Annotated in this window: 10 protein-coding genes and 1 tRNA gene; 6 read left to right on the forward strand and 5 right to left on the reverse strand. The window is 54.9% G+C overall.

The window, feature by feature from the left end; all coding sequences use genetic code 11:
* Positions 1-21 precede the first annotated feature (21 nt).
* A complete protein-coding gene (locus tag DTHIO_RS07820; protein ID WP_008869780.1) occupies positions 22-1680 on the reverse strand; it encodes a ribonuclease J in 1659 nt (552 codons plus the stop codon).
* A 337-nt stretch (positions 1681-2017) separates the two neighbouring features.
* Positions 2018-4078 carry an elongation factor G gene (fusA, locus tag DTHIO_RS07825; RefSeq protein ID WP_008869781.1) on the reverse strand — a complete coding sequence of 687 codons (2061 nt, stop codon included), beginning with the start codon at positions 4076-4078 and terminating at the stop codon, positions 2018-2020.
* A gap of 287 nt (positions 4079-4365) precedes the next feature.
* Here fusA and DTHIO_RS07830 point away from each other — a divergent pair, with 287 nt between their 5' ends.
* The 4 genes from DTHIO_RS07830 (at position 4366) to tig (ending at position 7996) form a co-directional block, all read left to right on the forward strand.
* A complete protein-coding gene (locus DTHIO_RS07830) occupies positions 4366-5310 on the forward strand; it encodes a ParB N-terminal domain-containing protein (RefSeq protein WP_008869782.1) in 945 nt (314 codons plus the stop codon).
* A complete protein-coding gene (locus DTHIO_RS07835) occupies positions 5303-6433 on the forward strand; it encodes an SPL family radical SAM protein (protein WP_008869783.1) in 1131 nt (376 codons plus the stop codon). Before DTHIO_RS07830 ends, DTHIO_RS07835 begins: the two co-directional genes overlap by 8 nt.
* A gap of 65 nt (positions 6434-6498) precedes the next feature.
* Positions 6499-6582, forward strand: a tRNA-Leu gene (locus tag DTHIO_RS07840).
* Positions 6583-6667: 85 nt separating this feature from the next.
* Positions 6668-7996, forward strand: a complete 1329-nt coding sequence (tig, locus tag DTHIO_RS07845; RefSeq protein ID WP_008869784.1) for a trigger factor — start codon at positions 6668-6670, stop codon at positions 7994-7996.
* 91 nt (positions 7997-8087) lie between these two features.
* Here tig and DTHIO_RS22680 read toward each other — a convergent pair whose 3' ends face one another.
* The gene (locus tag DTHIO_RS22680) at positions 8088-8213 is read right to left on the reverse strand and encodes a hypothetical protein (protein WP_279614619.1); all 126 of its coding nucleotides are present in this window, start codon (positions 8211-8213) and stop codon (positions 8088-8090) included.
* Positions 8214-8377: 164 nt separating this feature from the next.
* On the opposite strand from DTHIO_RS22680, the gene clpP reads away from it, so the two are divergent.
* Together clpP and clpX are read left to right on the forward strand one after the other, a co-directional pair.
* Complete coding sequence (clpP, locus tag DTHIO_RS07850; RefSeq protein ID WP_008869785.1) at positions 8378-8986, forward strand: ATP-dependent Clp endopeptidase proteolytic subunit ClpP; 609 nt, start codon at positions 8378-8380, stop codon at positions 8984-8986.
* A gap of 39 nt (positions 8987-9025) precedes the next feature.
* Positions 9026-10279, forward strand: a complete 1254-nt coding sequence (gene clpX, locus DTHIO_RS07855) for an ATP-dependent Clp protease ATP-binding subunit ClpX (protein WP_008869786.1) — start codon at positions 9026-9028, stop codon at positions 10277-10279.
* 190 nt (positions 10280-10469) lie between these two features.
* On the opposite strand, the gene DTHIO_RS07860 is transcribed toward clpX, so the two are convergent.
* Together DTHIO_RS07860 and DTHIO_RS19710 are read right to left on the reverse strand one after the other, a co-directional pair.
* Complete coding sequence (locus DTHIO_RS07860; RefSeq protein WP_008869787.1) at positions 10470-10889, reverse strand: iron-sulfur cluster assembly scaffold protein; 420 nt, start codon at positions 10887-10889, stop codon at positions 10470-10472.
* A 35-nt stretch (positions 10890-10924) separates the two neighbouring features.
* Positions 10925-12421 (reverse strand): NFACT RNA binding domain-containing protein, encoded by a 1497-nt coding sequence (locus DTHIO_RS19710; protein ID WP_008869788.1) that lies wholly within the window; start codon positions 12419-12421, stop codon positions 10925-10927.
* Between the last annotated feature and the right edge of the window lie 131 nt (positions 12422-12552).

The raw sequence follows: 12552 nt of genomic DNA on the forward strand, positions 1-12552 counted from the left end.
CAGCCCTGAAATGAACCCCGGCTAAACCTTGATGGCCAGGGGGACCACTATGGGATCACGTCCCAGGATCTTGCGGAAAAACTTGCGCAGGGTGGAACGGATCTTTTCTTCCAGCTTCCTGCTTTCTCCCGGAGGAACATTTTCAAAGACATCCAGGAGCAGGCACTTGGCGTCTTCCAGGATATGGTCGTACTGCTGTTCAAAAATAAAGCCCCTGGAGAGGATTCTGGGGCCCATGACCAGTTCCCCGGTGCTTTCGCTTATGACCATGACCACGATCACCAGGCCTTCACCCCCCAGGATATGCCTTTCCTTGAGTACGGTATGCCCCACATCGCCCACTCCCTTGCCGTCCACAAGGGTGGAATCCGAGGGAATTCTGTCTTCCAGGCGGATACTGTCCTGAAAAAAGGTCACCGGCTGGCCGTTTTCAACGATAAGGCTTCTTTCGGGAGCCACCCCGCATTCCCTGGCCAGAGCGGCATGCTTGAACAGGTGCCGGTACTCGCCGTGCACCGGTATAAAAAACCTGGGATTGACTGTTTTGAGCATGGTCTTGAGCTCTTCCTTGTGGGCATGCCCCGAGGCGTGAATGGCCCGTACCTTTTCGTAGAACACTTCCGCGCCCAGCCGGTAGAGATTGTTTATGACCCTGGCGATGGCCTTGGTATTGCCGGGAATTATCCTGGAAGACATGAGCACCGTGTCCCCGGGCTTGACCTTGAGTTGGCGGTGTTCCCCCAGGGCCAGCCGGGTCAGGGCGGAAAGGGGCTCTCCCTGGGACCCTGTAAGAAGCAGCACCGTTCGCGAGTCTTCCACTCCTGAGATTTCATCCAGGGTGCAGTATGTTCCTGAGCCGACCCGCATGAAGCCCTCTTCCATAGCCATTTCTATGTTGGAAGCCAGGCTTTTACCGCTCACAGCCACCTTGCGCCCATGCTCCATGGCCAGGTCGAATATCTCCTGCATCCTCTGAATATGACTGGAAAAAAGGGTAACCAGTATCCTGCCCCGGGCCTCGGCAAACACTTTGCCCAGGGAGTCCTTGATCTCCCTCTCGGTAAGGGCGTAACCCTCCCGTTCCACGTTGGTGGAATCGGAAAGCATCAGAAGCACACCCTCCCGGGAAAAACCGGCAAATGCCTCCAGGTCGGTAAAGTGTCCGTCAAGGGGCTCCGGGTCCAGCTTGAAATCCCCTGTATGCACAATCCTGCCCACCGGGGTCTCAATGCCGATGCCGAAGCCCTCAATAATTGAATGACAGACCTGAAAAAAATTGAAGGTCAGGTCATCGACCTGCAGGGGGGTCTTGTGGTCCATCACCTCCAGGCGGGTGTATTCCAGGAGGTTGAACTCCCTGAGCTTATTTTCCACCAGCTTCAGGGTAAAGCGCGAACCGTATACAGGGGCGTCCACATAGGGCAGAAGCCAGGGCAAAGCACCTATATGGTCCTCATGGCCGTGGGTGAGGATAATGGCTTTAAGTTTTTCCCTGTTTTTGAGTACATAATCGAAGCGGGGTATGACCACATCCACACCCAGCAGGAAATCATCCGGGAACATGAGCCCGCAATCAATGAGAACCATGGTCCCGGGCGTCTCCAGGACCATGCAGTTTTGTCCGATCTCACCCAGGCCTCCCAGGGGGGTCAGGGTAACATAATCATCCTTTTCAGACATTTACACTCCAAATAAACCAGATTTCATCATGGCCCTGCAGGCTTCCCGGGCCTTGGAATAACTTCAAATTAACAAAAAAATGTATCTTATTTATAAAAAAAAAACAAGTTCGTGACAACGTAAAAAAGCCCCCGGACTTTCTTTGCAGGCTGAAAGCCGGGCAGTGACCCTCCCTTCAGAGCAAAGAAAAACCGGGGGCTTTTGCAGATAAAAACTGTAACTCCGGGTTTACTGTATCTTCAGTTGCTGAACATCATATCTCCTTGATTTTTCTGCCTGCAACCATTTCCTGCCACGCCTCACAGCGTGGTCAGCGCGGCCCTCTGACTTCTGAGTCTCATGCTTCCTGGGCGCTGTTTTCGGCAATGACCTTTTCCGCTATGGGACCCGGGCATTCCTCGTAATGGGCAAACTCCATGGTGAATGTCCCCTGACCTCCGGTCATGGAGCGCAGATCCTGGGCGTACTGCAGCATCTCGGCCATGGGCACGTGGGCCCGCACCGAGGTTATGCCCTTGTCCGACTCCGAGCCCAGCACCCGGCCGCGTTTGCTGGACAAATCCCCGATGACGTCGCCCATATACTCGTCAGGTACAAACACAGTGGCCAGCATGATTGGTTCCAGAAGCACCGGGCTGCATTTCTCCACCGCCTTTTTAAAGGCCATGGACCCGGCGATCTTGAAGGCCATCTCCGATGAATCCACACTGTGATATGAACCGTCATACAGGGTGACCTTGAAGTCCACCACCGGGTAGCCTGCCAGCACTCCCCTGGCTGCGGCCTCCTGGATGCCCTTGTCCACCGCGGGGATATATGTCCTGGGGATAACCCCGCCCACTATGGCATCCACAAAGTCGTAGCCTTCCCCTCTCTGCAGGGGTTCAAGCCTGATCCAGCAGTCCCCGAACTGACCCCGGCCGCCGGTCTGCTTCTTGTAGCGGCCCTGGACCTCGGTCTTGCCCTTGATGGTCTCCCGGTAGGGAATCTTGGGGGTCTTGAGCACCACCGCGGCCTTGTAGCGCCGCCTGGCCTTTTCCACGGCCATTTCAATATGCAGCTGGCCCATGCCGGACAGAAGCATGTCCTTGGTTTCCTCGTTGCGGGTGAGCTGCAGGTTTATATCCTCATCCAGGAGCTTGTGCACCGCGGCGAACACCTTGTCCTCCTCCCCCTTTTCCTGGGCTGCCAGGGCGTAGGAAAGAATGCACGGCGACAGCTGGGGCTTTTTAAGCACAAAGGGGTCCTTTTCACTGCAAAGGGTATCCCCGGTGACAGTGCTCTTGAGTTTGGCTGCGGCCACTATACTGCCCGGTCCGGCCGCTTCCTTGAACTGTGTCTGCTTTTTGCCTTCCAGCAACAGAAGCTGGCCCAGCTTTTCCTTCTCGTCCCTGACGGGATTGGCCAGGATCATATCCGAGGATATGGTGCCGGAGAGCACCCGCATTACACTTAGATGTCCGGAAAAGGGGTCGGTTATGGTCTTGAAGACAAAGGCGGCCGGCTCTTCTTCAGGATGAGACCTTCTTTGTCTGCCGTCTTCACCCTCCCAGTCCGGGTGTTCCAGGGGAGAGGGAAGCAGGCTCTGAACCGCCTGCAAGAGCTTGGCCCCGCCCTTGTTTTCCAGGGCCGCCCCGGAACATACCGGTACCACTTCCCCGGAAAGCACACCCTTGCGCAGGCCGCTGTAAAGCTCCTGCATCTCCAGGCTGCCCTCTTCAAGGTATTTTTCCATGAGCTCTTCGTCGCTCTCGGCGATATTCTCCATGGCCAGCTCACGCATCTCGGCCACGGATTCCTGCATATCCTCCGGAATGTCCCCCGGGGTCAGCCTGCCTTCCTGATCAAAGTAGTACGCCTTTTCCTCCAGCACATCCACAAGCCCCTTAAAGTCTGCTTCCGCTCCAATGGGCATATACAGAACCACCGGCTTGATCCCCAGGAGATTGACCAAGCTGTCGTAAGCCATCCTGAAATCAGCTCTCTCCCGGTCCATCTTGTTCACCATGACCAGGGCGGGCAGCCCGGCATCCTGGACCTCGGTCCACAGTTTTTTGGTCAGGGGCTTTGCTCCGTCCACGGCATCCACCACAAAAACAACTCCATCCACTGCCTTTAAAAGATAGCTTATATCCCCGATGAAATTGTTGTCCCCCGGGGTATCCACCAGGAAGTGCCTGTTCTTTTCCCAGGTATAAACAAAAAATCCGGGCTGGATGCTGCCGCGCCTCTTGATTTCCTCGGGCTCGAAATCCAGGCTGGTGGTCCCGTCTTCAATACTGCCCAGCCTGCTGATGGCCTTGCTCTGATACAGGATCATTTCCGCAATGGAGGTCTTGCCTGTTCCTCCGTGACCCACCAGGGCATAGGTCCTTTGCTTTTCCAACTTATCCAGCATGCGTTAGCCCCCTTTGTGTGCTGTTGTCCGCCCCCGGTATCAGGCGGCGGCCATGTTTGCTTGATTATCCGCAAGACTTGTCCCGGGGTGTCCGCGGGACCGGTGCTGCCGGGCCCGGGTCCTTACTGGACATCTGCCTGCCCGGGAGTTAAATAGTTATCCGCCTCTGCATGGAAAATATTCTGTCCTATTGAAAGATGAATCAAAAGTTGTCAAGCTGCAAATTGCATGCTGCCGGGCAGAAGAACAGGGCAGATGACTACACTGCTTATACAGGTAAATAAAAAATGCTCACATACACCCCTTTGACACTGGACCCAGACCGGATCCTGGATGTTGATCCGTGCATCTTCTGGGCCGGGGAATGCACCAAGCCCCTTTTTGATTCCCTGCAGGGCCAGGGACAGCTTCAGCCGGTTCTGGTTCAGAAATCAAGCACCGGATATACTCTTGTAGCCGGTTACAGCAGGTTTCAGGGCCTGAAAAAGCTCGGCAAAAAGATTTACGCCCTGCAGACTGAAGATCCCGGGCCATGGGAAAAGGGGCTTATCTATTTATCCAGCAATCTGGGCCGTATCCCGGATACTCTGATGCTGGTCAGGGCCATGCGCTATTTTTCCCCTCTGGGAAAAGACCTGCAGCAAATCTACCTTCTCCTGGGCATATCCCGGGGATCCAGGCAGGAGCGCCAGCTTCAGGCCTGGACAAGGCTTCCACATGAGTGGGACGGGGCACTGCAGCACACCCCGCAGCTTTTGACCTGTGCCCCCGACCTGGCCAACATTAGCCACTCGGACCTGGATACCCTGTTGCCTTTTTTTCAGGACCTTTCCTGGTCTTTGAACAATGCCCGCAAGTTCCTGGACCTGTTGCGGCGGACTCAACAGCCTGAAAACCTTCCCATAGAAGAAGTTGTCACCAGGCTGGCCCTGGATAAAATCCTGGCCGGGGAACTAAGCCCCAAAGACAAAATCCGGTTAATCCTGGACAGCCTGGGCAGAGCTGCATACCCTGAATATTTCCGGCTTATGGACGAAGCCCGGCAAAATATAAACAGCCTTGTTGCCGGTACAGCCTGGAACTGCACCCATTCAGACAATTTTGAAAGCCCCGGCCTGGAACTCCGGGTGCGGGTGCACAACCGGGATGAACTGCAGGAGGTTTCCAGGCAGTTAAAAAGCATTGCATCCTCCACTCATCTGAGCCCCTGGCCGGTATACCCCCATGAATGACACCCGAGAACCCTGCCTGCCGGCACACCTGGAGCCGCCGCAGCATATACTGGTGGACCCGGAGGTCATTCACTCACCCATAACAGCCCGGGTTCTCTCGCGCCTGCCCGGTATCCCCTGGAGCGTCTGCCGGAATTATCAGGAAAAGCTGCAGAAGCATGGCCCGGGAGCGCGCATACTTTACCTCAAAAACTACAAAGGCCGCTTTATGCGTTTTTGCCCCGGCACCAGCAGGTATCACTGCTGCGGCTACCGCATCATCCACATCGGGGAAAACTGTCCCCTGAACTGCAGCTACTGTATCCTGCAGGCCTACTTCCAGGACAGAGTGCTCAAGGTATGGGCCAATCAGCAGGACCTGTTCCGGGAACTGGAGGAACACCTTGCAGATAAAAACAGGCTTTTCCGGGCGGGCACCGGTGAATTCACCGACTCCCTGGCCCTGGAAGCCATTACCGGCTATACCGGTGACCTGGCGGCCTTTCTGGGACAGTATCCCAATATCTGCCTGGAACTCAAATCCAAAATAGTGGATCTTGGCTGGATGTCCCGGGTCTCGGACCCGGCCCGGGTGCTGCCGGCCTGGTCCGTCAACACGCCGGAAATCATTGCTTTGCAGGAAAAAGGATCAGCCGGCCTGCAGGAGCGCATGCAGGCCGCCCGGGAATGTGTCCGCCAGGGCTTTCGCATCTGTCTGCATTTTGATCCAGTCATTCACTATCCGGGCTGGCAGAAAGGTTACGCCCTGGCCGTTGAGACCATTTTCGACTATGTAAATGCCCGGGACATCGCCTACATGAGCCTGGGCTCCTTTAGATTCATGCCGGAACTGGAAAAAATTCTCATGCATAACCACCCCGGTGCCGACTACATCTACAACGAGTTCATAACCGGCCTGGACGGCAAAAAAAGACTTCTTCTGCCGCTTAGACTAAAGCAGTTCAGGTTTCTGGCCCGGAAACTGAAAAATGCAGGCATGGGCACCAATATGTATTTCTGCATGGAGTCAGAACACGTCTGGCAGGATGTTCTGGGCTATACCCCCCGGGATCTGGGAGGTCTGGACAATCACCTGTTGCGACTTAGTTTTCAGGCTGATCAATTTAGCGCCCTGAAAGCTTGATTGACTACCGCAGGATACTGGGCTATAATATAATGTTTAACCTTATTACAAACATGGTATCACAGGCGAGAGTGGCGGAACTGGCAGACGCACTGGACTTAGGATCCAGCGGTTTTACCGTGGGGGTTCGAATCCCCCCTCTCGCACCAGACAAATTTTTTTATAGAATAACACACCCGGTCCGGGTTGCCCGCGCCTGAAATTTTAAAGATATCCCAAGGAGGTCAGTTCATTATGGAATACACCGTGGAAGACATTTCCCCAGTGAAAAAAAAGATCAACATACAGGTTCCCACCGAGGAAGTGCACGCCGCCCTTTCCGCGGCAACAGCTATGTACAGCAGGGACGTGGAACTCAAAGGCTTTCGCAAGGGCAAGGTGCCTGCATCGGTTGTAGAGGGCAGGTTCAAAAAGCAGATTTACAACGAAGCCACCACTGACCTTATAAACGTCCATATCAACCAGATCATGAGCGAAATGAAGTTCAACCCCCTGTCACGCATAGATGTGGACGCAGGGCTTCTGGAAAGGGAAAAGGATTTCAACTATTCCGTGAGCTTCGAGGTTGCCCCGGAGTTTGAGCTGCCTCCCTACAAGGGTATCACCATTGAGGAGGAAGAGGTCCTGGTCAATGCTGAGGAAGTGGACCAGGTCATCAACCGCATCCGCAACAACATGGCCGAACTTGTTGTAATAGATGAAGAGCGCCCGCCCAGGGACAACGAGGCCGTGGTCATAGACTTTGAGGCCTTTGACAACGGCAAGCCCATCGAAGGGGTCAAGGCGGACAACTTTCAGATGACCCTGGGGGAGGGCGGAGCCCTGCCCGAATTTGAAGAACTGATCAAGGAACTCAAGCCCGGCGAGACCGGGAGCCGAGAGATCCCTCTTCCCGATGATTTCTTAAACGAGGAACTGGCCGGCAGGCCGGTGCTTATGCAGGTCACCCTGCACAGCATCAAGGAGAAGAAACTGCCGGATGTAGACGACGAACTGGCCCAGAAAGCCGGCGGTTTCGATTCCGTGGAAAAACTAAGAGAAGTGATCGAGCAGTCCTACAAGAGCACCCGCAAAGAGCTGCACAAGAGCTCGGCCCAGAAAAAGGCCCTGGACGAACTCAAGGCCCGGGTGGAGTTTGAGCTGCCCGAGTCCCTTGTCCAGGGACGCATCCAGCAGAAGATCTCCGATCTGCAGTCCCAGATGGAAAAAAAGGGCAAGAGCCTGGACTCCCTGGGCAAGAGCCGGGAGGAACTGGAAGAGCAGTTCAGACCCGAGGCCGAGGACATGGCCAAGTCCCAGCTTTTCCTGCTGGCGGTGGCCAGGGCCGAGGGGCTTGACGTCAGCGAGGACGAAATGGATGCATACATCCAGAAGCAGGCCCAGTCCGGTGGGCAGGATCCGGCCCAGCTAAAAAAGTTCTACCAGGACAACAACCTCATGTTCGCCCTCAAGGACAGCCTCCTGGCGGACAAGGCCATGGACTTCATCTACGAAAATGCCCAGGTCAACCTGATCCCTCCCCAGGAAAGTGAAGAGGGCGGACAGGAAACTGCCTCCAAGTAACCTGGAACTGCTTCCCGCAAAAAAAGGCTGCAGGCAGTTTTGTGGATGGGCAGAACCCTGCGGGTACAGCAGGTTTTCGCAGACAGCAGGCTTACACGGCCAGGTTTATATTCAAAGGCAGACCCATGAAAACCCGGCCGCTGAAAAGTCCAGGCTGGCCCATGCGCAGATGCAACCAGCGAAGAGTCATGTCTGCCACGCGAACCACGCGAACCACGCGAAGCGCGCGAAGCGCGTGGCAGGACGCGTGGCAGGCAAAAAATCAAAAAGCTGCAATGCAGGCTTGACAACTGGCTCTGATTTACGACTCTTTATCTGCAGCATCTTTGCACTTATTTAAGTTTTTTTGTGTACGCCCGATTTTTAATCAAGGAGATTCAAATGAGCTATAACATACCCATGGTCATAGAGAGCACCGGCAGAGGGGAGCGGGCTTATGACCTGTACTCCAGGCTTTTGAAGGACCGCATCATCCTTCTGGGCACTCCCATTGACGACCACGTGGCCAACCTCATCTGCGCCCAGCTCCTTTTTCTGGAATCCGAGAGCCAGGAAAGGGAGATAAACTTTTATATCAACTCCCCGGGGGGATCGGTTACTGCAGGTCTGGCCATCTACGATACCATGCAGTACATTTCCGCCCCGGTGGCCACCCTGTGCCTGGGACAGGCCGCAAGCATGGGTGCCCTGCTTCTGGCCGCGGGCCAGAGTGGTATGCGCTACGCCCTGCCTCACAGCCGCATCCTTATTCACCAGCCCATGGGCGGGTTCAAGGGTCAGGCCACGGATATCGATATCCAGGCTAAAGAAATAATCCGTCTCAAATCCAAGCTGAACAACATCCTGGCCCACCACACCAAAGTGGACCTGGCCAAAATCGAACACGACACTGACCGGGATTATTACCTTGAAGCCCAGGAGGCTCAGGATTACGGACTGATAGACAGCGTGCTCACATCAAGATCCGAAATTGACAAAACAGGCAAATAAATTAAGATGAGAGCAAATTAGAATAATCAGAGGTGACTCATGGCCAACAAGAAAAAGAAGCCCTACGTTTCCGACCTTGGCTGTTCTTTCTGCGGCAAGACCCAGGACGAGGTGGACAGGCTCATTGCCGGACCGGATGTTTATATATGCAATGAATGCGTTTCCCTGTGCGATGAAATCATCGCACAGGACCATGCCGAGGAGACTGAAGAGGGCGATACCCTGCTGCCGCCCTCAGAACTGAAAAAAGCCCTGGATGACTACGTGGTGGGCCAGGAAAAGACCAAAAAGCTCCTGGCGGTGGCGGTTTACAACCACTACAAGCGTGTACGCTACATAAAAAAACAAAAAGACGACGTGGAGCTGGACAAGAGTAACATCCTGCTTATAGGCCCTACCGGATCTGGCAAGACACTGCTGGCCCAGACCCTGGCCCGGGTGCTCAAGGTGCCCTTCGCCATAGCCGACGCCACCACTCTCACCGAGGCCGGATACGTAGGCGAAGACGTGGAAAACATCCTGGTTCAGCTCATGCAGAACGCTGACTATGACCTGGAGGCCGCGTCCAAGGGCATTATCTACGTGGATGAAATAGACAAGATAGCCCGCAAGTCGGACAGTCCATCCATTACCAGGGACGTTTCCGGGGAAGGAGTTCAGCAGGCACTTTTAAAAATCATCGAAGGCACCGAGGCCAATATCCCCCCCAAAGGGGGACGCAAGCATCCCCAGCAGGAATTCATCCGCATGGACACTTCCAATATCCTGTTCATTGCCGGGGGCGCATTTATCGGGATGGACAAGATAGTCCGGGAAAGAGTTCAGAAGGGCAGCATGGGATTCGGTGCAGAGCTTGGCAGCCAGTTCGGGGCCACCCCCAATGAGCTCATCAGCATGGCCCATCCGGCTGATCTGATCAAGTACGGGCTCATACCCGAATTTGTGGGCCGCATTCCCGTGGTGTCCTCCCTGGAAGAACTTACAGAAGACGACCTGGTGCGCATCCTGACCGAGCCCAAAAACGCCCTGGTCAAGCAGTACCAGAAGATGTTCGAACTGGACGATATCAACCTCAAGTTCACTCAAAACGCCCTGCGGGCCATTGCTGCCAAGGCCCTGGAAAGAAAGACCGGAGCAAGAGGACTTCGCAACGTCATGGAATCCATAATGATGGACGTCATGTACAACCTGCCGTCCCTGCAGGGAGTACAGGAGTGCCTTATCAACAAGGAAGTGGTGGAAAAGGGCATCGACCCCCTGCTCTTTTACCAGCAGGAGGCCAAAAGCGCCTGATCGAAGATTCAGGGATTCAGGGATTTAGGGATTGGGGAATTGAGGGATTTAGGGATGAAGGATTGGGGAGAAACAGGGAAAACGCCTGGCTAAGAGCCAGGGTCTGGTAAACCGGGACATGATTGCGCCAGTGGCGCGATTAATCAAAACCGTAAAGCACCGAACCTGATTAAAAAGGCGTTTGCCTCTATTATCCGCATGTTTCAATGGCCCTGTGCAGGGCCTTTACTGCCAGGGCTGCGTAATGTTTCTTGGACCCGGGCATCCCGGGCAGGGCCTGCATCACGTCTCCAGCCCCGAGCGCAAGGGCCTGATCCAGGGTCCTGCCCCGGGCCAGTTCGCAGGTCATGGAAGCACAGACCACGCTTGACCCGCATCCCTCGCTGAAAAAAGTTGCCCTGGCAATAACCTCCTGCTCCAGAACCAGGTATATTTCCACCCTGTTGCCGCAGGACCCGGTCACTGCGGCCATGCAGTCATGGTTCTGCATCCTGGCCATGTAATCCGGGTTTTTCCAGCGCCTGTACACCTCCGGACCGAAGTCCTGCAGGGCCTGGGAGTCCACCTTTTCCTGCAGCTCGTCAAAGGCCTTGTGCATGCTTTCTTCCATTTTTTGCTCCAGAAAAGTACGCAGGTTCCTCCTGCTCAGCTCTTGTCCACCTTAAGCCCTGCTTCCAGGTCCGGGTCCGGCTCCACCACAAGACTTTTATACACCCTGTCCACTTTGACCCGGCCCGGCGCAGCACCTTTAACCGGCTTTACATCCTTGACTAAGGCGCACATTATCCGGGCCCTGCCCTCATTTTTCTGAAAACTGGCCAGAGCCGCCAGAACAGCTGCTTCTTCCAGGGTCCTTTCCGGGACAGATTCCTCCCTGCCCCGGCGCTTCAATATTGTATGCGCCCCGGGTCCGTCCTGGGAGTGCAGCCAGTAGTCGAACCATGAAGCGTACTTCCGCAGAAGGTCCCCGGCCACCCGGCTGTTTTTGGCCCTGAGTATGGTATACCCGTCACTGGACCTGAATACATGGGCCTTTCTGTGTAGATCGCTTCTGGAATCTGAAGACTGCGCCTGCCTGGACTCTTTTTCCTGTCTGGAGGCATCAGCCTGATGGCTTCCCAGCTCCGGGCCGGCAAGCTCATTTTTTCTCCTGGATACCGCCTCCAGGCCCCTTTTGCCCTTCCTGGCCCTTTTAAAAAACCACTGCATGTTCTCCCGGACGGTTCTGCCAGGGTCCAGCTCCAGTTCATGCTCCAGGCCATGGTGATCCTTTAATCTCAGGCCGGCGGTTTTTTGTTCCGGGTCCAGCTGGTAGAGATTGTTCTGGATAATTTTTCCCTGGTCCTCAAGTTTTGTCATCTCCAGAAGACGCTTGTGGTCTTCCTGGATCTGTTGCATTTTTTTCTGCAGTTTTCTGTTCTTTTTTTTCTCCTCTTTTTCCCGGGCCTTTTCTATGGGCGCATCAAGGAGACTTTGCAGCCCAGGTTCTGCAAAAGCTGCACAAGCCTCAAGGGCGGAGTCAAACTCCCGGCAGGTGTCGCTGTCCGTGATCCTGAAGCAGCTAAGGCCCAGCCTGTCAGGGCCTTTTTCACAAATGAAAAATCCCTCGGGCCGGCCTGCGGCCAGATCCTGCAGAAGCCGCCCGGCCTCATCCGGGCTGCGCCGGGTCAGTTCCTGTCTAAGGGGAGGAGTAAGCTGGGGGTGGGTTTTCCAGATCTCTTTGTCTGCAAAAAAAGACTCCAGGTCAGGCCAGGCAATACTGTCTTCCGGAGAAACCCCGGGATCATCCACCACGCTCAAGCCCCTGACCAGGTCCAGTTCAAGCCAAACCGGATCAGCAGCAAAAAGGCGCAGGAAGATGCGCCTTTCAGGCCACATACTGATCATGTCCAGGATGCGCCTGTTTTTGATGTGTTTGCGAAGCCGCATGGCCTGCGCCGGAGGCTTTGAAGGATTGGGAGGCTTTGTGCTGGAGAGGGTGAAAAAACCCTGTTTGCGTGAGCAGGCCAGGATCAGATTGCCCCTTTTGCCCATGTCCAGGGTATAGATATCCCTGCCCGGCATATATACCTTTTCAATGCGAACGCCCTGAACCTTGTCAAAAAGCTCCTGGACTGCGAACCGGAAAAAATTGGCCTCCATAAAAGATCATCCGGGCCGGCTGCATTCCCTGGCATCTGCTTGAACAGCCGGCAAAAAGAGGACTGCGGGTTGTATTTTCAGGCACGCTTCTCTCTGTACAGGTCAGAAAGAAGCCCTGGTGGAAAAAAGAG

It is taken from the genome of Desulfonatronospira thiodismutans ASO3-1 (genome assembly GCF_000174435.1).
In the GTDB taxonomy this organism is placed as follows: domain Bacteria; phylum Desulfobacterota; class Desulfovibrionia; order Desulfovibrionales; family Desulfonatronovibrionaceae; genus Desulfonatronospira; species Desulfonatronospira thiodismutans.

Bases quoted from the DNA above. Each gene is read 5' to 3' on its own strand.
- DTHIO_RS07820 (WP_008869780.1), bottom strand. From the start codon at position 1,680: ATGTCTGAAAAGGATGATTATGTTACCCTGACCCCCCTGGGAGGCCTG.
- fusA (WP_008869781.1), bottom strand. From the start codon at position 4,078: ATGCTGGATAAGTTGGAAAAGCAAAGGACCTATGCCCTGGTGGGTCAC.
- DTHIO_RS07830 (WP_008869782.1), top strand. From the start codon at position 4,366: ATGCTCACATACACCCCTTTGACACTGGACCCAGACCGGATCCTGGAT.
- DTHIO_RS07835 (WP_008869783.1), top strand. From the start codon at position 5,303: ATGAATGACACCCGAGAACCCTGCCTGCCGGCACACCTGGAGCCGCCG.
- tig (WP_008869784.1), top strand. From the start codon at position 6,668: ATGGAATACACCGTGGAAGACATTTCCCCAGTGAAAAAAAAGATCAAC.
- clpP (WP_008869785.1), top strand. From the start codon at position 8,378: ATGAGCTATAACATACCCATGGTCATAGAGAGCACCGGCAGAGGGGAG.
- clpX (WP_008869786.1), top strand. From the start codon at position 9,026: ATGGCCAACAAGAAAAAGAAGCCCTACGTTTCCGACCTTGGCTGTTCT.
- DTHIO_RS07860 (WP_008869787.1), bottom strand. From the start codon at position 10,889: ATGGAAGAAAGCATGCACAAGGCCTTTGACGAGCTGCAGGAAAAGGTG.
- DTHIO_RS19710 (WP_008869788.1), bottom strand. From the start codon at position 12,421: ATGGAGGCCAATTTTTTCCGGTTCGCAGTCCAGGAGCTTTTTGACAAG.